Here is a 19788-nt window from a genome sequence, read left to right on the forward strand (position 1 = left end):
GTTGACGTAGCTCTGCAGCAGGTCGGTGAGCCGCTGGTTCATCGGCACCGACCGGTCGATGCTCCACCGCGCGAGCCGGTCGAGCTGCGTGCTGGGTCGGCGGCTCAGCGGCTTCGCCGCTGACAGGAAGACTGCTTGGTTCGGCGGGGGGCGGGTCATCGGCTGAGGCGGGCGGTGCGGGTGATGTTCCACGAGTTGGCCGGGCCTTCGAGCTTGTGCCCGTCGACGTAGAACACGGCCTGGTCCGGCAACGAGGCCGTGTCGGCATCGAGGTTGTCGTCCTCGATGCGGCCCAGGTGGGCGTAGGTGCGCACGTCGTGCACGAACCGCTCCACGTCAAGGCCCAGGTCGGCCGCGATGCCGCGCAGCAGCCGGGCGTCCGGTTCGCCGCGCTGCTCGGAGATCGCGTCGTGCATCTCCCAGAACCGGTCCTGCGCGCCCGCCGCCTCGATCGCCAGCGCCCGCACGAAGTCCGGCTGCGCGGTGACGTGGTGCCGGAACACCAGCCGGAACTCGTCGCCGAGCAGGTGGCGGACCTCGTTCTCCACCTCGAAGGTGCGGGTCCGGTAGCGGTGGTCCAGCGCGGCGTAGACGACGATCGTGGTCCGCGCGTCGACCGGCCCGCGGATGTGGTCGCGTTCCGGATCGACCTCCCGCTGCAGGGTGCGCCCGGCGGGCGCGGGCAGCGGCCGCAGCCGGTTGCCCGCGGCGAACACCGCCCAGGACAGCCCCAGCGCGAGCGCGGACGCGAGCAGCACGCCGACCCGCGCCTCGTCCCGCAACGCCGGATCGGACAGCGCCAGGTCCACCACCAGCAGCGAGATCGTGAAGCCCATCCCGGACAGGGCCCCGACCCCGGCCAGTCGCGGCACGTCGAGGCTCGGCACGCGGGTACCCGGCACCAGCCGCCGCACCAGCGTGGAGGTGCCCGCGATGCCGAGGAACTTCCCGAGCACCAGCCCGGCGACCACGCCCCAGGTCAGCCGGGAGCTCAGCGCCGCCGACAGCGCCTGCCCGGACAGCGGGACCCCGGCGTTGGACAGCGCGAACAGCGGCACGACGAGGAAGTTGACGTAGCTCTGCAGCAGGTCGGTGAGCCGCTGGTTCATCGGCACCGACCGGTCGATGCTCCACCGCGCGAGCCGGGCCACGCGGGCCGCCGGGGCCTGCCGGAACTGGTGCACCACCTTCGAGGCGGTGTCCACGTCCTCCAGCCGCGTCGGGTAGACCGGCATCAGCAGCGCGATCAGCACCCCGGCGAGCGTCGGGTGCACCCCGGACAGGTGCATCGCCAGCCACACCCCCATCCCGACCACCAGGTACGGCATCACCCGCCAGATCCGGAAGCGCTGCAGCAGCCAGATCAGCACCAGCCCGGCGGCGGCCACCGCGAGCCAGCCGGGAGAGAGGTCCGCGGTGTAGAACAGCGCGATCACGCCGAGCGCACCGATGTCGTCCACGACGGCGAGCGTGAGCAGGAAGACCCGCAGCCGCGGCGCCTTCCGCGGGCCCACCAGCGCGAGCATGCCAAGCGCGAACGCGGTGTCGGTGGAGATCACCACGCCCCACGCGGGCGCGGCCGCCGATCCGGCGTTGAGCGCGAGGAACAGCAGCACCGGCACGACCAGCCCGCCGAGCGCGGCGCACACCGGCAGCACCGCGCGCCTGCGGTCGCGCAGCTCGCCGAGGGTGAACTCGCGCCGGACGTCCAGCCCGACGGAGAAGAAGAACACCGCCATCACCGCGTCGTCCACCCAGTCCGAGGCGGACATCGACAGGTCCAGCCCGCCGATCCGCACCCCGGCCTCGGTGGACCAGAAGTCGTCGTAGCCGCTGCCGAGGTTCGCCCACACCAGGGCGATGAGGGTGGCGGCGGCGAGCGCGGCGGCGGCCAGCGGCTCGCTGTCCAGGGCCCGCAGCAGCGCGCGCCGCTGCCGGTAGAAGCGCGGCATCGTCAACGTGCACCCGTCCCGGTGGTCCCTGCGCACCGGTGCGTGCAGGTGCGCCCGGCGCCGTCGCGGGCAGCATAAGGCGGTCCCCGGCCCGGCGCCGGAGCCGATCAGGAACGGCGGAACAGGTCCTCGGCGAGGGCGAGGTGTTCCCCGACCGCGCGGTCCGCGGCGGCCGCGTCGCGGCGTTCGACCGCGTCGACGAGGTCGACGTGCGAGGCGTGCAGGTGTGAGTGCTCGTGCTGCAGTTCGGCGACCGCACTGCCGATGGTGCGGCGCAGCACCACCGTCAGCCCGGCGTAGAGCTCGTCGAGGACGCTGTTGTGCGCGGCGGCGACCAGCGAGCGGTGGAACTCGACGTCGGCTTCGGCGTACCGGTCGGCGTCGCCGTCGTCGTAGGCGGCGTGCTGCGCGTGGAGGTGCTCGCGCAGCGCGGCGAGGTCGTCGTCGGTGCGGCGCAGCGTCGCCAGCCGGGCCGCGTCGCGCTCCAGGCTGTTGCGCGCTTCGAGGCCTTCCAGCGCGTCCGCGGAGATCCGCCGGGACAGCGAGGCGGCGAGATCGCTGTCGGCGCGCACGAAGGTCCCGCTGCCGGGGCGGGTCTCCAACATGCCGAAGTGGGCCATGGCGCGCAGCGCCTCCCGGACGGTGCTGTGCCCGACGCCCATGTCGCGGGCCAGCTGCGTCTCGGGGGGCAGCTTGGTCCCGACCGGCCACTCGCCGCGGCGGATCAGATCCTGCACCTGGGCGATGACCTGGCCGGGCAGGCTCGTGCGCTGCAACGTCCTCACCGTCATGCGCACTTCCTACCAGAACGCCGTTTTCGTCTTCACCTCTGGTGGTGTGCAACAGTTCTGAACTGTAGTAGTTTCGCGGCCGCACTGGCAGGAATGAGAGGAGCACGCGATGTCCGGAATCGCCGGTTGGGTCGACTTCGACCGCGACCTCCGCGGCGAAGGGGCCGCGGTGCGCGCCATGGGCGAGGCGCTGCGCCACCGCGGCCCCGACGGCGGGGACGTGTGGCTCGACGCGGACGCGGGTCTGGCGCACCGCAGGCTGGCGGTGCTCGACCCGCAGCACGGGCGGCAGCCGATGGTCCTCGACGAGGACGGGCGCACCACCGCCGTGCTCAGCTTCAGCGGCGCCGTCTACAACCACGCCGAACTCCGCGCCGAACTGCGCGGCCGCGGCCACCGCTTCGGCACCGGTACCGACGCCGAAGTGGTGCTGCACGCCTACGCGGAATGGGGCGAGTCCTTCGCCGAACGCCTCGACGGCATGTTCGGCCTCGCCGTCTGGGACCCGGCAAGCCGCAGCCTGCTGCTGGTCCGGGACCGCGCCGGGATCAAACCGATCTACTACCACCCGACGCCGAGCGGGGTGCTGTTCGGTTCCGAACCGAAGGCGCTGCTGACCCACCCGCTCGTCGAACCCGTGGTGGACGTCGACGGCCTGCGCGAACTGCTGGCCTTCGTCAAGACCCCGCGCACCGCGAGCTACCGCGGCGTCTACGAGGTCGAACCGGCCGAGATCGTGCGGATCAGCCCCGAGGGCACCACGACCCGCCGCTACTGGCGGCTGACCGCCCGCGAGCACACCGACGACCACGACACCACCGTCGCCACCGTGCGGCGGCTGCTGGGTGGAGCGGTCGAACGCCAGCTCACCTCCGACGTCGGCTGCGGCACGCTGCTGTCCGGCGGGCTGGACTCCAGCGCGATCACCGCGCTCACCGGACGAGCCCTCGCCGAGCGGGGCGACGGGCCGGTCCGATCGTTCGCGGTCGACTTCACCGGGCAGGCCGAGAACTTCACCGCCGACGTCGGCCGCGGCTCACCGGACCGGCCGTTCGCCGAGGAGCTGGCCCGGCACGTCGGCGCCGACCACCGCACGCTCACCTTCTCCCCGGACGAGCTGGCCGATCCCGGGCACCGGCTCACCTGCCTGCGCGCCTACGACCTGCCGCTGTTCATGGGCGACATGGACGTCTCGATCCACCGGTTGTTCGCCGGCGTCCGGCAGCACACGCCGGTGGTGCTGTCCGGGGAGGCGGCCGACGAGCTGTTCGCCGGATACCGCTGGTTCCACGACGAAGCGCTGCGCGACGCGGACACGTACCCGTGGCTCGCCGACGCCGAGCACACCTTCGCCGGGGAGGGCACCGCGGACACCACGTTGCTGTCCCCGGAGATGTGGAAGCTGCTGGACCTGCCCGGCTACCGCCGCGAGCGCTACCGCGAGGCCCTGGCCGAAGTGCCGCGGCTGGACGGGGAGCCGGCCGCCGACGCGCGGATGCGCGAGCTCACCTACCTCAACCTGAGCCGGTTCGGCCGTCTGCTGCTGGACCGCGTCGACCGGATGAGCATGGCCGCCGGGGTCGAGGTCCGCGTCCCGTTCTGCGACCACCGGCTGGTCGAGTACGTGTTCAACGCCCCGTGGTCCGCCAAGATCGCGGGCGGACAGGAGAAGGGCCTGCTGCGCGCCGCCACCCGCGACCTGCTGCCCGACTCCATCTTCGGGCGGAAGAAGGCGCACTACCCGGCCACCCAGGACACCGAGTACGAGCGGGCGGTGCGCCGCGAACTCGCCGAGCTGCTCGACGACTCGGATTCCCCGGTCGGCCCGCTGCTGGACGAGCGGCGCGCCCGGGAACGGCTGGCGAGCGATCCGGGGGAGAACAGCGTGAACTTCCGCCGCCGGGACATGGAGAACGTGATCCAGCTGGATCGCTGGCTGCGCGACTACGACGTGCGCCTGGAGCTGGGGTAGTCCCGTTGGGGGGCCGGACGGCGCTCTTCCGGGGCGCCGGGCCGGCTAGCCGGCGGCTTCGAGGGGCTGGTCGGCGCCGCGCCAGGTGGCGGCCAGTTCCTCCACCGGCAGGTCGAGGGCCTCGCCGAGGCAGATGATCGTGCCGAAGCCGGGGGAGGGCAGCCTGCCGGTCTCGATCTTGCGCAGCGTCTCCGGTGAGATGCCCGCCGCCTGCGCGACCTCCACCAGGTCCCGGTCGGCTCGCGCCTGGCGCAGCAGGGACCCGAGGCGCCTGCCTGCTTCGATCTGCTGGGGTGTGAGCGGTTGGCGGACCATGCGACCAGGATAGGGTTGGTATTACTATACCGTCCAGTGCTAGCGTTTCCGGTATAACTATACCGACCACCCCTGATGAGGTTTCCTTGATCGAGTTGAAGACGTCCGCGGAGATCGAACGCATGCACGTGACCGGCCGCTTCGTGGCCGAAGTGCTCTCCGAGATCGGCCGGATCGCCGACGTGGGCGTCAACCTGATGGACCTGGAGCACCACGCGCGCGGCATGATCGAGAAGCGCGGCGCGGAATCCTGCTACTGGGACTACGCGCCGTCCTTCGGCAAGGGCCCGTTCCGCAACGTCATCTGCCTGGCGGTCAACGACGCGGTGCTGCACGGGAAACCGCACGACTACACCCTGCGCGACGGCGACGTGCTCACCGCCGACCTCGCGGTCAAGATCGACGGCTGGGCCGCGGACTCGGCGCGCACCGTCATCGTCGGCACGCCCGCCGCGGAGGACCAGCGGATCATCCGCGCCACCGAGGAAGCGCTGGAGGCGGCGATCGAGGCCGCGCGCCCCGGCAACCGCATCGGGGACATCTCGGCGGCGATCTACGCGGTCGCCTGCGACTACGGCTACCCGGTCAACACCGAGTTCGGCGGGCACGGCATCGGCCGCACCATGCACGAGGAGCTGCACGTCGCCAACCGGGGCCGCGCCGGGCGCGGCCTGAAGCTGCGCACCGGGCTGACCCTCGCGCTGGAGCCGTGGTTCGCGCGCACCACCGACCAGATCATCTACGACGAGGACGGCTGGACGATCCGCTCCGCCGACGGCTCCCGCACCGCGCACTCCGAGCACACCGTCGCCATCACCGAGGACGGTCCGAAGGTGCTCACCCGCCGGGAGGCCGAACTCGCCGCCGCCTGATCGCTCACCGCCCGTCCCTCCACTTCTGCTCGTGCGGTGGTGGCGGAACCCGCTGGTGGTCGGGCTGGGTGGATGGTCGGCGGCTCAGCGGAAGAACTCACCGGGCGGGTTCGCAGGCAGGCGGCCGGGTGGACGGCCCCCGCCGACGGGCCGTTCACCGGGGCGCGATCGCCGGGCGCGGGGACGCGAGCGGGTAGCGGAAGCGGACCGCCGCGGCCGCGGCCGCCGCCGCCAGCACGATCGCCCCGGCCAGCAGCAGCACCCGGTCGTAGCCGCCGCTCAGCAGCGGCGCGGCCAGCAGCGGCCCGAGGATCTGGCCCGCGCTGTAGCCGGCGGTCAGCATCGCCACCGCCCGCGGGACCGCCAGGTCCCGCCCGACGGCGAGCGCGAGGTTGCTGATCCCCATGAACGTCGCGCCGAACAGCGCGGCCGACACCAGCGCGGGAACGGCGCCGCCGAGCAGCGCGGGCAGCGCGATCCCGGCGGACTGCACCAGCAGCGCGGTGAGCAGCAGCGCGGGCCTGCTCCAACGCAGGGACAACCGGGCCCACACCGCGCACGAGGGCAGCGCGGCGAGCCCGACCAGCACCCAGGCCCCGCTGCCGAGCGCGCCCGGCGCGGTCCGCTCGATCGCCGCGACCAGGAACGTCCCGGCGATGATGTACCCGACGCCCTCCAGCGCGTATCCGGCCAGCAGCGGCGCGAACCACCGGTGCGCGCGCGGGACGGCGGGCTCCGCCGCCACCGCTCCCGGCCGTGTTCCGGGAACCAGCCGCCACGCGAACGCGCTGAGCAGCGCCGCGAGCAGCGCGCACGCCCACCACGCCTCCCGCCAGCCGCCCGCGGTGCGCAGCGCCAGCACCAGCAGCCCGGACGCGGCGATCCCGCCGCCGACGCCGCCGAACACCCAGCCGGTCCAGTGCTGCGCGTGCCCGCTCAGCCGGGACAGCGCCGTGCTCACCGCGATCATGAAGATCAGCGCGCTGGCGACGCCCGCCACCAGCCGCAGCGCCGACCACGCGGCGGCACCGGTCAGCACCGGCATCAGCGCCAGGCTCGCCACCAGCGCGAGCAGCGATCCGCGCAGCACCGCCGTCGAGCGCACCACGCCGGGCGCGGCGATCCCGACCAGCGCACCGGCGAGGTAACCGGCGTAGTTGACCGTGGCCAGCGAGGCGCCGAGCCCGGCGGACAGGCCGGCCTGGGCCTGCATCAGCGGCAGGATCGGGGTGAAGGCGAACCGGCCGACCCCCATCGCCGCGGCCAGCGCGGCTGCCGAGCCGACGACGACGGGAAGGGGAGAACCGGTGCGTTCGGAGGTGTCGAGGTTCATGGTGCGCTCGACGCTAAGCGGCCGGGATCTCCTTGTGAAATGCCGATCGGGCTGGTTGCATGCCTGCCGGGCATGGCGCGAGGTGGAGCGGGGTGCAGGCGGTGGACGTGGAGCTGCGGCACCTGCGGGCGTTCGTCGCGGTGGTGCGGCGCGGCTCGTTCTCCCGCGCCGCCGAGGACCTGCTGATCACCCAGCCCGCGTTGAGCCGCACCGTCGCGCAGCTGGAGAAGGTCCTCGGCGTGGAGCTGGTCGACCGCTCCGCCGGGCAGGTCGGGCCCACCGCGGCGGGCCGGGAGTTCCTCGGCCACGCCGAGCAGGTCCTGGCCGCGCTGGGGCGCGGTGTCGCGGCGGTGCGCGCGGGCCGCACGGTCCGGCTCGGGTTCAGCTGGCTGCTGCCGGACCCGTGGGCGCAGCGCGCGATGACCCGCTTCGAACGCGCCACCGGCGCCTCGGTCCAGCTGGTGCGCTGCGATGATCCGCTGCGCGAGCTGGGCGGGGGAGCGGTGGACGTCGCCGTCGTCCGCGGTGCGCCCCGGGACGCCCCGCCGGGGTCGCGGGCCGTGCACCTGCACGACGAAGCGCGGGTCGCGGTGTGCGCGCGGCGCAGCGCCCTGCCGAGCAGCGGGCTCGACTGGTCGGAGGTCCCGTCCTGGCCGCTGGTCGTCAACGTCCGCAGCGGCACCACCGGACCGTGGTCGTTCCCGGTGGGGCGGGGGCCGGAACGCGTCGTGGAGACCGGGAACTTCGACGAATGGCTCGAATCGGTCGCCGCGGATCGCGGCATCGGCGTCGTCCCGGACGTCGCGCGCCGCCGCACCCACCACCCGGCGGTGCGGTTCGTGCCGCTCACCGGGGCCCCGCCGAGCGCGGTGCACCTCGTGCACCCGGGCCGTCCGAACGACCTGGTGCGCGGGTTCCTCGACGCGGCCACCGCCGCCGGGCCCTGACGGTCCGCTGCGCACCTCCCCGGCACCGCGTCCGACGGGCGGAGAACGCCGGGGCGACCGTCGCCCGGCGCATCCGCACCGGGTGACGGCCCGTTCGCCGGGGCTCGTCCACCCGCGGTCAGGCGAAGGCGCCCGCGTAGGCGTTGAGCGCGGGCTGGCCGCCCAGGTGGGCGTAGAGGACGTTGGAGTCGCGGCCGATCTCCCCGTCGCGCACCAGGTCGATCAGCCCGGCCATGGACTTCCCCTCGTACACCGGGTCGATGATCATGCCTTCGAGGCTGCCGCTGAGCCGGATCGCGTCGAGCGTCGACCGCACCGGGATGCCGTAGCGATCACCCGCCCAGCCTTCGAGCACGGTGATCTCGTCCTCGCGCAGTTCGCGGCCGAGGCCGACCAGCTCGGCGGTGTGCCGCGCGATCCGCTCGACCTGCGCGCGGGTCTTGTCCAGCGTCGCGGAGGCGTCGATGCCGATGACGCGCCGCGGCCGGTCCTGCCCGGCGAACCCGGCGATCATGCCCGCGTGGGTGGAACCGGTGACGGTGCAGACGACGATGGTGTCGAAGAAGACCCCGAGCTGCTCCTCCTGCTGCGCGACCTCGTCGGCCCAGCCCGCGAAGCCGAGCCCGCCGAGCCGGTGCTCCGACGCTCCGGCCGGGATGCCGTAGGGGGTGCCGCCCGCGGCCCGCACCTCGTCCATCGCCTCTTCCCAGGACTCGCGGATGCCGATGTCGAACCCGGCGGGGTCCAGCCGCACATCGGCGCCCATGATCCGGGACAGCAGGATGTTGCCGACCTTGTCGTTGACCGCGTCCGGCCAGTCCACCCACTTCTCCTGCACGAGCCGCGCCCCGAGTCCGAGCTTCGCGGCCACCGCGGCGACCTGGCGGGTGTGGTTGGACTGGTAGCCGCCGATGGACACCAGCGTGTCGGCGCCGGAGGCGAGCACGTCCGGGACGATGTACTCCAGCTTGCGGGTCTTGTTGCCGCCGTAGGCGAGCCCGGAGTTGCAGTCCTCCCGCTTCGCCCAGATCCGCGCCCCGCCCAGATGGGTGGTGAGCCGGTCCAGCGGGTGGATCGGACTGGGCCCGAACAGCAGCGGGTAGCGGGGGAAATCGGCCAGCGGCATGACATCTCCTAGATCTCGATCGCCCGGGGGCGTTGATCGCCCGCCAGATCGTGCGGGTCGCCCCGGCCGCGCGCCACCCCCGTCCCGCGCACCGGGACCGCCGCACCCACCCGCGGCGCGCTGACCAGCGTCGAAAGCCTGGAAGCGCGCCGCGGATCACACCGCCACACCGATCACCGCAATTCTCCCGGCAGCAACCCGAACACGGCGGTGTCGCGCCGCCCGCGCCGGAACCGCTGGTGCGAGCGCAGCACCCCTTCGAACGTGAATCCGCACCGTTCGGCGACCCGCCGGGACGAGGAGTTGGTCGGCTCGCAGGTCAGCTCCAGGCGGGCGAGGCCGAGGTCGTGGAAGCCCCACGCCGCCAGCAGGCGAACGGTCCCCGTGGCCGCACCGCGCCCGCGCGAGTCCGCACCGAGCCAGTACCCGATCCGGGCGCGCAGCTGCGCCAGGTCCACGTCGTAGAGCGCAGCGCCACCGAGGACCGTGCCGAGATCGTGCGGATCGACCACGGCGAACGCCAGCCTCTCCCCGCGGAGCCGCGCCTGTTCGTCCGCGGCCGCCCGGTCCCGCAGGTGCTCCGCGGTGAACGGTTCCGGGTGCGGCCAGGAGTAGCGCAGGCACAGCGGATCGGAGAAGGCGGCGAATCGTTGCGGCACATCGGCCGTGCGCCACGGCCGCAACGCCACGGTGCCGTCGGTGAGCGGGGGATTCGGGAACTCCAGTACGGCCACCACCGCACCTTCCCGCGAAGCGCACCGCATTTCCAGGCGTGGCGATCGCCTCCGAGGGCGAATCCGATCGACGGCCGAACCCGCACCGACCGGCTGCCACCGACCGGCTGCCACCGACCGGCTGCGTGGCCCGCTCGGCGGCTGCTCGGTCACCGAGGTGGCGGGGCGGCGTGCGGTACGACGTGCGGGATCACGGAGAAGGGGAGGTTCCGGGCGCACGAGGCCGAAAACGGAAGGGATCGCCCGCTCACCCGGGACGATCGCTGACCGGCGCAACACGTCGGGCGTGGCCGGTCGCTCCGGCCGGCGTCGTTCGTGGCCGAGCTCGTCACCGGTCGTTCTGCGGCAGGTTCCGGCCGAGGAAGTCGCGGATGAGGTCGGTGGCGGTGTCGAGGTGGCTTTCGAGGGCGAAGTGCCCCGCGTCGAGCAGGTGGATCTCGGCGTCGGGCAGGTCCTCGGCGAAGGCGCGGGCGCCGTCCGGCCCGAAGATCTCGTCGTTGCCGCCCCACACCGCGAGCAGCGGCACCCGGCTGTCCCGGAAGTACTCGTGCACCCGCGGGTAGAGCGCCACGTTGCTCGGGTAGTCGCGGAACAGCCGCAGCTGCACCGCGTCGTTGCCGGGCCGCGAGAGGAGGGCGTGGTCGTGGTGCCAGGTGTCCGGGCTGACCAGGCTGGGGTCCGGGACGCCGTGCAGGTACTGCCACCGGATCGCCTCGATGCCGAGGGCGCCGCGCACGGCCTGCTCGTTCTCCGGCGCGGGATCGGCGGCGTAGTCCCAGATCGGCGCCCAGAACTCGGGGACGAAACCGGCTTCGTAGGCGTTGCCGTTCTGGCTGATGATCGCGGTGATCCGCTCGGGGCGGCGCAGCGCGAGCCGCCAGCCGACCGGGGCGCCGTAGTCCTGCACGAGGACGGCGCACTCCCGCACGTCCAACCGGTCGAGCAGCTGCTCGGTGATCGTGGTGAGCGCGTCGAAGCCGTAGTCGAACTCGTCGGCGGGCGGCGCGTCGGACCGCCCGAAGCCGAGGTGGTCGGGGGCGAGGACGTGGTAGCGGTCGGCGAGCGCCGGGATGAGCCCGCGGAACATGTGCGAGCTGGTCGGGTAGCCGTGCAGCAGCAGCACGGTCGGGTGCTCGCGGGAGCCGGCTTCGCGGTAGAAGACCTCGTGACCGTCGATGGTCGCGGTCCGGTGGTGCACAGCAGGCATCGTAACCCCATCAGTTGGTTTTTATTGGTTAGGTGCGGAACGCTAGAGCGCATCCTGCTAACCTGTCAACAGGTGACGATGCGGTTAGGTTGGTGTGATGGTCGACGACGTGGAACTGCTGCTGGCGCTGCTCAACAGCAGGCCGGTGCTCGACGGAACCGAACGGGACGAGCTCGCCACCGACGACGCCGGCCGGGCGTGGGCCGCCGCGCACGGCGGCACCGGCGGCGCCGGAGAGCTGCGGCTGCTGCGGCAAGTTCGGGACGGGCTCACCGACGTCGCGCTCGGCCGGCGACCGCCCTCCGCGCTCGCCGGAGCGCTCGACGGGGTCCACCGGCGTCCGGTGCTCGACGACGACGGCCTGAGCTGGGAGCTCGCCGCCGCTGACGACGTGCTGCTCCCGGCTCGGGCCGTGCTGGCGTGGGCCTGGGTCGCGGAGAACCTGCCCGGGCGGTTGCGGCCCTGCGGCAACGACGAGTGCCGGCTGTTCCTGCTCGACCGGAGCAAGGCGAACAGGGCCCGCTGGTGCTCGATGGCCACCTGCGGCAACCGGATGAAGGCCCGGCGGCACTACGAGCGCACGCGGAAGTCCACTTCGGACTGATCGTCACGAGCTCGTCGTCACGTGCTGATCCACCTGGTCGCGGGACCTCCGGCGGGACCGGAACGCCGTCGTGGCCAGCGACGCGAACAGCGCGAGCGCGGCGAACCCGGTCAGCACCGCCGGGATCGACCAGGGCGCCGCCGGGTCCGCGGAGGCCCCGACCAGCCACGGGTGCGTGACGTTCGCGGCCATGCACCCGGTCAGCAGGATCGAGTTGGCCAGCTGCGCGCGGTGGGTGACGGTACCCAGCCAGGCCAGCGTCGTGGGCAGCACCGGACCCAGCGCGAACCCGGCCGCCGCGTAGTACAGCACCGGCGCCGAACCGGAAGCCGCGAGCGAGAACATCGCGACGGACACCGCGAGCGAGGTGCGGATCAGCAGGGCCGGGTGCAGGTTCTTCGCCGCCAGCGGGATGATCACCCGCCCCGCGGTCAGCCCCGCCCAGAACAGCGCCGTGGACCGCGCCGCCGCGTCCGGGTCCATCCCGGACCAGGTGAGGTGCGTGCTCGCCCACGCGCCGACCGCGGTCTCCAGCCCGTTGTAGCAGACCCCGACGATCACGAACGGTGCCGAGACCGCCAGCACGGTCCGGATCGAGCTCCACCCGGCGCCGGAGCCGGTCCCGGGTTCGCGCCGCCGCGCCGCGCAGCACCCGGCCGCCGCCCAGCAGCACGCCGTGACCACGGCGATCGCCACCAGCGTCCACCGCACGTCGACCGCCGCGGTGGCCGCCGTCGCGAGCGGACCGATGATCGCGCCGATGCCGAACGCCGCCTGCAAGAGGTTGATCATCAGCACGTTGTGCTTGCCGAACGCGCTCGCGAACGTGGTGTTGAGGTAGAGCGCGATCCCGCCGTAGCCGAACCCGGCGATGATGATCGCGGTGACGAACAGCGCCCAGCTCGGTGCCACGCCGGCCCCGCCCAGCCCGCCGGCGAACAGCACCAGCAGGCCGAGCACGGTGGGTCTGGGCGGGAGCCGCCGATCGGCCAGGCCGCATCCGAGGGTGGAGAACAGCGCGCCGACGTTGAACGCGACGATCGCGAACCCGCTGGCGGCGACGCCGATGTCGTACCGCTCGCGCAGGAACGGCAGCGCGGCTCCCAACGCGGCGACCGCCGCACCCAGGGCCACTATGAGCGCGAAGCCCGCTATCACGCCGCCGATGCTGGGCCGCCCGCCGACGTGGGCGCGGGCGTCGACGGATCCTCGCCCGGGGCCGCTCATCGGTCGGCGCCGAACGCGTCGAGCGGGCCGCAGACCGCCGAGGGAAAGGGGAATTCGTCGATGGGCACCGTCGACCTCCTCCGGAACCGGTGATGTCGCGCTTGTGCAACTCGGCATCGCGCGCTGTGGAGTTCGGAGGCTAGCTCAGGTGAATCGGTGCGCGGGATCGCCCGGCGGAGTGGATCTAGCGTGCGATTCGTTGAGATCGTCCGGCTGAATTCGTGTTATCTCATCAGTATTCGGATGTGGCGGGGAGGTGTACGAAAAATTGTCGTTGCGGCGGCAAGGGTTGCGTTCGTTGGCAGGTTTGACCAGCTAGTACTGGTACTCCGAGGGTGGATTCTCCGTTCGGTGAGCCGACTGCCGCGCTCCGATCGTGACTCGGCACGGTGTTCTTCGGGGGCGGTTTCAGCATTCCTGACGCACCGCCGGAGAGACCGTTCTCGGCGTTTTCGGAGACCGGAGGGGCTGCTTTTTCGGAGTGTGGTATCGGGTCGCGCGGAATTGGCCGACCGCGTGATTCCGCCGAACTGCGAAGAATGGGGACGCGGTGTGGTCCTCCGCGGTCTCGCCGGGCGGGGGCCGCGTGCCGGGGTGTCGGGAGGCGCGGGCTCTTCCGGGGTGCCGTCACCTGGGCGGAGCGTTGGCCGCAGAACGTCCGGATATCGGTCGTCCCGTTCACATGGCGAGTTCTGCGCGGCATGCTGGTGTCGCGCTCCGCTGCGCGCGGTCCAGCGGGGGCGGCGGAATCGGGGCCCTGGCGGAGTATTGACACTCCGAGTCGGTGACGTCCAGACTGGCCGCTTAGTGATCACAATGTGAACTAATCATCCACCTAGTGCACGTCACCGATGTGACAGCCGTCCGAGCGCACCACCGCGGTGCCGGAGGTTCCGGGAGCGGCCCGAGCCCCGCGGTCCGGCGCACCGCGGCGATCCGCGTGAGCCGGCGCCGCCCCGACGCCCGCGCCCGTCCCGCGGCGCCCGCGCACGCCTTCCCCGAACGAGAGGACGACCTCCCAGTGAGCACGATGGACACCCCGGTCCGCGGCGCGGTCGAGCAGGACCTCGACCGCACGCTCGCGGCCGCCGCTGCCGCGGCCCCCGCCTGGGCGCGGCGCACCCCTGCCGAGCGCGCGGACGCGCTCACCGCCGTCGCCGACGCGCTCGATGCCGCAGCCGGGTCGCTGGTGCCCGTGGCGGTCGCGGAGTCGGGCCTGCCGGAGGGGCGGCTCACCGGCGAGGTCACCCGCACCACGGTGCAGCTTCGGATGTTCGCCGACCTGCTGCGGGACGGCTCCTACCTGCGGATCCGGTTCGACCACGAGGACCCGGACTCCGCGCTCGGGCACCGCCCGGACCTGCGGCGGGTGCTGCTGCCGATCGGGCCGGTGCTGGTGTTCGCCGCGAGCAACTTCCCGTTCGCGTTCTCGGTGGCCGGTGGGGACACCGCTTCCGCGCTCGCCGCGGGTTGCCCGGTCGTGCTCAAGGCGCACCCCGGGCACCCGGAGACCTCGCTGCGCACCTCGGAGGTCGTGCGCGACGCGCTCCGGTCGGCGGGCGCGCCGGACGGCACCTTCGCGCTGATCACCGGGATCGAGGACGGCCGGCGCGCCCTGGAGGACCCGCGGATCAAGGCGGCCGCGTTCACCGGATCCGTGGCGGGCGGCCGCGCGCTGTTCGACGTCGCCGCGGCCCGGCCGAACCCCATCCCGTTCTTCGGCGAGCTCGGCAGCATCAACCCCGTCGTCGTCACCGAGGAGGCGGAGCGCGAGCGCGGCGCGGACATCGCCCGCGGCTTCACCTCCTCGTTCACGCTCGGCGCCGGGCAGTTCTGCACCAAGCCGGGAATCCTGCTGGTGCCGGCGGGTTCCGGGCTCCCCGCCCGCATCGCCGAGCTGGCCGCGGAGGTCCCGGCGGCCCGGATGCTCACCACGAAGATCGCGGACGGCTACCGGGCGCGGCTCGACGAGGTCGCCGCGCTCGACGGGGTCGAGGTGTTGGTGCGTGGTGCGGAGCAGCGCACCGAGTCCGGGGTGCCCGCGTTCGCGCCCGCGCTCGTGCACGCCGGTTCCGCGTCGACCCTGCTCGACGGGGCGCTGCTGGAGGAGACGTTCGGGCCGACCGCCGTGATCGCCGAGTACGCCTCCGACGAGGAGCTGCGGCAGGTGCTGGCCGCGATCGACGGAAGCCTCACCGCCACCGTCCAGACCTCCGGCGATCCCGGGCCCGCCGAACGGGACCGGCTGCTCCCCATCGTCGAGCTCGTCGCGGACCGCGCCGGGCGGGTCGTGTTCGACCAGTGGCCGACCGGGGTGGCGGTGACGGCCGCGCAGCAGCACGGCGGCCCGTACCCGGCGACGACCGCCCCGTCGCACACCTCGGTGGGCACCGCGGCGATCGACCGGTTCCTGCGCCCGGTCACCTTCCAGAACGCCCCCGACTCCCTGCTGCCACCGCTGCTGCAGGCGGCGAACCCGCTGGGCGTCCCCCGTTCCGGGGAGGGCGCGGGCTGAACCTGCGCCACGACGACCGGTGCGAGCGCGGGGAAGGGCCGCACGGAACGGGAGCGCACCGGTTCGCGGCGGGAGCGGGTGCAGGGGACGTGCCCGCTCCCGTTCGGACCACCTGAGGAGGAGTGGATCGTGCTGCCGACGACGATGACCGCAGTGCACCTGACCGGCCACGGCGGGGTGGACGTGCTGGAGTACCGCACCGACGTCCCGGTGCCCCGGCCCGGCCCGGGCGAGGTGCTGATCCGGGTGGCCGCGGCGGGCGTGAACAACACGGACGTCAACACCCGGATCGGCTGGTACTCGAAGTCCGTGGCCGCCGCGACCGGTGCCGGTGCGGCGGCGGGCGTCGCCGGGCTCGACGGCGCGGACGCCTCCTGGTCGGGTGCCGCGCTCCGCTTCCCGCGCATCCAGGGCGCGGACGTCTGCGGCCACGTCGCCGACGTCGGCGCGGGCGTCTCCCGCGACCGGATCGGGCAGCGGTGCTGGTGCGGAACCTGCTGCGCAGCCCGGTCGGCTTCCGGCCGTTCGAGTGCTGGACGTTGGGCAGCGAGTGCGACGGCGGGTTCGCGCAGTTCACCGTCGCGCCCGATCGGGACACCTACGCGGTGCGCAGCGACTGGAGCGACGCGGAGCTGGCCGCGGTGCCGTGCGCCTACTCGACCGCGGAGAACATGCTGCACCGGGCCGCGGTCGGTGCGGAACGGGTGCTCGTCACCGGCGCGTCCGGCGGAGTGGGCCTCGCCGCCGTGCAGCTGGCGAAGCGGCGCGGGGCCGAGGTGATCGCGGTGTGCGGGGCGGTGAAGGCCGACGCGGTCCGGGCCCAGGGCGCCGACGAGGTCGTCGACCGCGGTGCGGACCTCGTCGAGGCGCTCGGCACGTCCTCGGTCGACGTGGTGCTCGACCTGGTCGGCGGACCCGCTTTCCCGTCGCTGCCGGAGGTGCTGCGCCCCGGCGGGCGCTGCGCGATCTCCGGGGCGATCGGCGGCCCGCACACCGAGGTCGACCTGCGCACGGTGTACCTCAAGGACCTCGCGGTGCTCGGCTGCACGTTCCAGGAGGACGAGGTCTTCGCGAACCTCGTCGGCTACGTCGAGCGCGGCGAGGTGCGGCCGGTCGTCGCCCGCACCTACCCGCTGGCGGAGATCGCCCGCGCGCAGCGGGACTTCGCCGCGAAGGACCACGTCGGGAAGCTGGTGCTCCTGCCACCCGCCTGACGAGCCCGGCCCGGACGCTCACGAGGAAGGTGCCAGATGCGGATAGCGAAGATCGACCTCTACCAGGTGGACCTGCCGTACTCGGGCGGTGTCTACGCCCTCTCCGGCGGGCGGACCTACGAGTCCTTCGACGCCTCGATCGTGCGGATCACGTGCGACGACGGAACCGAGGGCTGGGGTGAGAGCACCCCGTTCGGCTCCACCTACGTCGCCGCGCACGCCGCGGGTGTCCGCGCGGGCGTCGCCGAGCTGGCGCCCGCGCTGCTGGGACGCGACCCGCGGGCGGTGGACCGGATCGGCGACGTCATGGACGACGTGCTCGTCGGGCACCCGCACGCGAAGACGCCGCTGGACGTGGCGTGCTGGGACGCGTTCGGAAAGTCGGTCGGCCTGCCGGTGTGCGCACTGCTCGGCGGCTCGTGGGACGTCCCGATGCCGATGATCTCCTCGATCCACGCGGGGGAACCGGAGGAGATGCGGCGGCGGGTCGCCGACCACCGGGCGCGCGGCTACCGCGGCCACTCGATCAAGATCGGCGCGCTGGACGGCGAAGGCGGGCCCGCGCTGGACGCCGAACGCATCGCCGCCTGCCTGGCCGATCGGCGCGCCGGCGAGTACTTCGTGGTGGACGCGAACTGCGGGCTGCTGCCGGAGACGGCGCTGCGGATGATCCGGCTGCTCCCGGAAGGCCTGGACTTCACCTTGGAAGCGCCCTGCGCGACGTGGCGGGAGACGGCGTCGCTGCGCCGCCGGTGCCCGGTCCCGATCGTCGTCGACGAACTCGCCCAGGCCGACGGGGACCTCGCGCACCTGGTCGCGGCGGACGTCGCCGACGGGATCGGGCTGAAGATCTCCAAGGCGGGTGGCCTGACCCCGAGCCGGCGCCACCGGGACCTCTGCCGCGCGGCCGGGCTCACCGCGAGCGTGCAGGACACCGTGGGTTCGGACATCGCGTTCGCCACGATCCTGCATCTGGGCGCCACCGTGCCGCCGAGGCTGCTGCGCTGCGTGCTCAACTGCGCGGACATGGTCACCCGGCGCACGGCGGACTCGGGCGCCCGGATCATCGGCGGGAGAGTGCTGCCCGGAACCGCACCCGGTCTCGGCATCGAGGTCGACCGGGAGGTGCTCGGCGCTCCGATCGCGAGCTGGGGCGGCTGACCCCGGCCGGACCGCGGGGCGGCGCGGGGCGGTACCGCGGACGGCTCCGCCCGGCCGTGAGTTCGTCGGGCCGGCGGTGAGTTCCCGGCGACCCGGGCGGGCGTGGTTACGATCCGGCGGTGGCGAGTGGTTCTGGTGAGCGGGCGCGGTTGCTGGGCCTGACGCGCGAGTTCGTCCTGGCGCGCGGGGTGATCGGGTTGTCGTTGAGCGAGCTGGCGCGGGGGATCGGCTCGAACAACCGCATGCTGCTCTACCACTTCGGTTCGCTGGACGAGCTGCTCGGCGCGGCGATCGACGAGATCCTCGGCGGCACGGTGCTGCTCGACCGGCTCGCGGAGCTGCTGCGCGGGCCGGGCGGGACCGCGGATCGGCTCGCGGCCGCCTGGGGGCACCTCGCCGACCCCGAGCGGCTGCCGCACCTGCGGTTGTTCTTCGCGCGCGTCGGCATGGCCGTCGACCTGCCCGACAAGTACGCCGGGTTCCTCGCGGAGGTCCGCGACCGGTGGACCGCGGTGGTCGCCGAGGCGTTGCGGGACGCGCCGGAGGTCGCGGATCCGGAGGCGACCGCGGTCGCGGTGGTCGCGCTGTGGCGCGGGTTGCAGCTGCAGCTGATCTGCGGTGAACCGCGGTCCCGGGTGGACGCGGCGCACGTCCGCGCCATCGGCGGGCTGCTCGGATAGGGTACGACTAGAAGTGAATCGTTCAGTTCACTTTTGAGGAGTCGTGCCATGACGGACCCGTTCATCCCGGCGCTGCCCAAGGCCGAGCTGCACGTCCACCTGGAAGGGACGCTGGAACCGGAGCTGCTGTTCGCGCTCGCCGCCCGCAACGGCGTCGACCTGCCCTGGCCGGACGTCGAGCAGGTGCGCGCCGCCTACGAGTTCACCGGCCTGGAGCACTTCCTCGCCCTGCTGTTCCGGGCGGCGTCGGTGCTGCGCACCGGCCAGGACTTCTACGACCTCGCGCACGCCTACCTGGCCCGCGCCGACGCCGACGGGGTGCGCCGCGCCGAGATGTTCCTCGGCGTGCAGACCTTCCTCGACGCCGGCGTGCCGATCGCCGACCAGCTGGACCCGGTGCTGGCCGCGATCGACGACGCCCGGGCCGAGTGCGGCATCGACGGCGCGCTGCTCGTCACCAGCCAGCGGCACCGCACGCAGGGCGCCGCGCTGGAAGTCCTGGACCTGATCCGGCCCTGGGGCGAGCGGGTGCTGGGTGTCGGGCTCGGCGCGGCCGAGCGCGGCAACCCGCCGGCCAAGTTCGCCGACTACTACGCGACCGCCCGCGCCCGCGGCTACCGCACCACGATCCACGCGGGCGAGGACGGGCCCGCCGAGTACGTGCGCGAAGCCCTCGACGTGTGCAGGCCGGACCGCATCGACCACGGCGTCGCCGCCATCGACGACCCGGAGCTGGTGGCGCGGCTGCGCGATGCGGCGGTGCCGCTGACCGTCTGCCCGTTGTCGAACGTCGCGTTGCGCGTGGTGCCCTCGATGGCGGCGCACCCGCTGCGCGCCCTGGTCGAGGCCGGGGTGCTGGTCACCGTCAACTCGGACGACCCGCCGTACTTCGGCGGCTACCTCAACGACAACTACGAGGCGGTGCGCGCCCACCTCGGGCTGGGCCGCGCCGCGCTGGCCGAGCTCGCCCGGAACGGATTCCGCGCGTCCTTCGACGATCCGGCGCGGATCGCCGCGCACGTGGCCGATGTCGACCGGTGCGCGGCGGCGTTCCCGGAACCGTGATCGAACCGGCGGGGGGCCCCCCCCCCCGGGGGGGGGGCCCCCCCGGGGCCCCCCCGGGCGGGGGGGGGCCGGG

The 19788-nt window shown here is 73.4% G+C and carries 17 protein-coding genes and 1 pseudogene; 10 read left to right on the top strand and 8 right to left on the bottom strand.

Going from position 1 to position 19788, the window contains the following annotated elements:
• Positions 1–155 precede the first annotated feature (155 nt).
• Both nhaA and LCD31_RS24030 read right to left on the bottom strand, forming a co-directional pair.
• Entirely contained in the window at positions 156–1952 is a 1797-nt protein-coding gene (gene nhaA / locus LCD31_RS24025; RefSeq protein ID WP_224961571.1) for a Na+/H+ antiporter NhaA, read from the bottom strand.
• 107 nt (positions 1953–2059) lie between these two features.
• Positions 2060–2743, bottom strand: a complete 684-nt coding sequence (locus LCD31_RS24030) for a FadR/GntR family transcriptional regulator (protein WP_224961540.1) — start codon at positions 2741–2743, stop codon at positions 2060–2062.
• Between the two features lie 109 nt (positions 2744–2852).
• Here LCD31_RS24030 and asnB point away from each other — a divergent pair, with 109 nt between their 5' ends.
• Positions 2853–4715 carry an asparagine synthase (glutamine-hydrolyzing) gene (gene asnB, locus LCD31_RS24035; RefSeq protein WP_224961542.1) on the top strand — a complete coding sequence of 621 codons (1863 nt, stop codon included), beginning with the start codon at positions 2853–2855 and terminating at the stop codon, positions 4713–4715.
• 45 nt (positions 4716–4760) lie between these two features.
• Here asnB and LCD31_RS24040 read toward each other — a convergent pair whose 3' ends face one another.
• On the bottom strand, positions 4761–5030 hold the full coding sequence (locus LCD31_RS24040) for a helix-turn-helix transcriptional regulator (protein WP_224961544.1): 270 nt from the start codon (positions 5028–5030) through the stop codon (positions 4761–4763).
• Positions 5031–5116: 86 nt separating this feature from the next.
• Here LCD31_RS24040 and map point away from each other — a divergent pair, with 86 nt between their 5' ends.
• The gene (gene map / locus LCD31_RS24045; RefSeq protein ID WP_224961546.1) at positions 5117–5902 is read left to right on the top strand and encodes a type I methionyl aminopeptidase; all 786 of its coding nucleotides are present in this window, start codon (positions 5117–5119) and stop codon (positions 5900–5902) included.
• A gap of 154 nt (positions 5903–6056) precedes the next feature.
• Here the strand turns inward: map and LCD31_RS24050 are convergent, their stop codons facing one another.
• A complete protein-coding gene (locus tag LCD31_RS24050) occupies positions 6057–7235 on the bottom strand; it encodes a YbfB/YjiJ family MFS transporter (protein WP_224961549.1) in 1179 nt (392 codons plus the stop codon).
• A gap of 92 nt (positions 7236–7327) precedes the next feature.
• Here LCD31_RS24050 and LCD31_RS24055 point away from each other — a divergent pair, with 92 nt between their 5' ends.
• Positions 7328–8182, top strand: coding sequence for a LysR family transcriptional regulator (locus LCD31_RS24055; protein ID WP_224961551.1), 855 nt, complete (start codon positions 7328–7330; stop codon positions 8180–8182).
• 118 nt (positions 8183–8300) lie between these two features.
• Here the strand turns inward: LCD31_RS24055 and LCD31_RS24060 are convergent, their stop codons facing one another.
• The 3 genes from LCD31_RS24060 to LCD31_RS24070 all read right to left on the bottom strand — a co-directional run bounded on the left by LCD31_RS24060 (position 8301) and on the right by LCD31_RS24070 (position 11249).
• Entirely contained in the window at positions 8301–9308 is a 1008-nt protein-coding gene (locus LCD31_RS24060) for a 1-aminocyclopropane-1-carboxylate deaminase (protein ID WP_224961554.1), read from the bottom strand.
• A 173-nt stretch (positions 9309–9481) separates the two neighbouring features.
• Positions 9482–10042, bottom strand: a complete 561-nt coding sequence (locus LCD31_RS24065; RefSeq protein ID WP_224961556.1) for a GNAT family N-acetyltransferase — start codon at positions 10040–10042, stop codon at positions 9482–9484.
• 328 nt (positions 10043–10370) lie between these two features.
• The gene (locus LCD31_RS24070; RefSeq protein ID WP_224961557.1) at positions 10371–11249 is read right to left on the bottom strand and encodes an alpha/beta fold hydrolase; all 879 of its coding nucleotides are present in this window, start codon (positions 11247–11249) and stop codon (positions 10371–10373) included.
• A gap of 97 nt (positions 11250–11346) precedes the next feature.
• Between LCD31_RS24070 and LCD31_RS24075 the strand changes: the two genes are divergently transcribed.
• The gene (locus LCD31_RS24075) at positions 11347–11853 is read left to right on the top strand and encodes a CGNR zinc finger domain-containing protein (protein WP_224961559.1); all 507 of its coding nucleotides are present in this window, start codon (positions 11347–11349) and stop codon (positions 11851–11853) included.
• 3 nt (positions 11854–11856) lie between these two features.
• Here LCD31_RS24075 and LCD31_RS24080 read toward each other — a convergent pair whose 3' ends face one another.
• Positions 11857–13011, bottom strand: a complete 1155-nt coding sequence (locus LCD31_RS24080) for a sugar MFS transporter (RefSeq protein ID WP_224961561.1) — start codon at positions 13009–13011, stop codon at positions 11857–11859.
• A gap of 1099 nt (positions 13012–14110) precedes the next feature.
• Here LCD31_RS24080 and LCD31_RS24085 point away from each other — a divergent pair.
• The 6 genes and pseudogenes from LCD31_RS24085 to add all read left to right on the top strand — a co-directional run bounded on the left by LCD31_RS24085 (position 14111) and on the right by add (position 19715).
• Positions 14111–15595, top strand: coding sequence for an aldehyde dehydrogenase (NADP(+)) (locus LCD31_RS24085; RefSeq protein WP_224961573.1), 1485 nt, complete (start codon positions 14111–14113; stop codon positions 15593–15595).
• Between the two features lie 144 nt (positions 15596–15739).
• A pseudogene (locus LCD31_RS24090) lies at positions 15740–16051 on the top strand (alcohol dehydrogenase catalytic domain-containing protein); the annotation flags it as partial.
• 23 nt (positions 16052–16074) lie between these two features.
• Positions 16075–16809 carry a zinc-binding dehydrogenase gene (locus LCD31_RS24095; RefSeq protein ID WP_224961563.1) on the top strand — a complete coding sequence of 245 codons (735 nt, stop codon included), beginning with the start codon at positions 16075–16077 and terminating at the stop codon, positions 16807–16809.
• 36 nt (positions 16810–16845) lie between these two features.
• Positions 16846–17970, top strand: coding sequence for a mandelate racemase/muconate lactonizing enzyme family protein (locus LCD31_RS24100; RefSeq protein ID WP_224961565.1), 1125 nt, complete (start codon positions 16846–16848; stop codon positions 17968–17970).
• A 119-nt stretch (positions 17971–18089) separates the two neighbouring features.
• The gene (locus LCD31_RS24105) at positions 18090–18650 is read left to right on the top strand and encodes a TetR/AcrR family transcriptional regulator (protein WP_224961567.1); all 561 of its coding nucleotides are present in this window, start codon (positions 18090–18092) and stop codon (positions 18648–18650) included.
• Positions 18651–18698: 48 nt separating this feature from the next.
• Complete coding sequence (gene add, locus LCD31_RS24110) at positions 18699–19715, top strand: adenosine deaminase (protein WP_224961569.1); 1017 nt, start codon at positions 18699–18701, stop codon at positions 19713–19715.
• Positions 19716–19788: the final 73 nt, after the last annotated feature.

The organism is Saccharopolyspora sp. 6M, assembly GCF_020176775.1.
GTDB classification, from domain to species: Bacteria; Actinomycetota; Actinomycetes; order Mycobacteriales; family Pseudonocardiaceae; genus Saccharopolyspora_C; species Saccharopolyspora_C gregorii.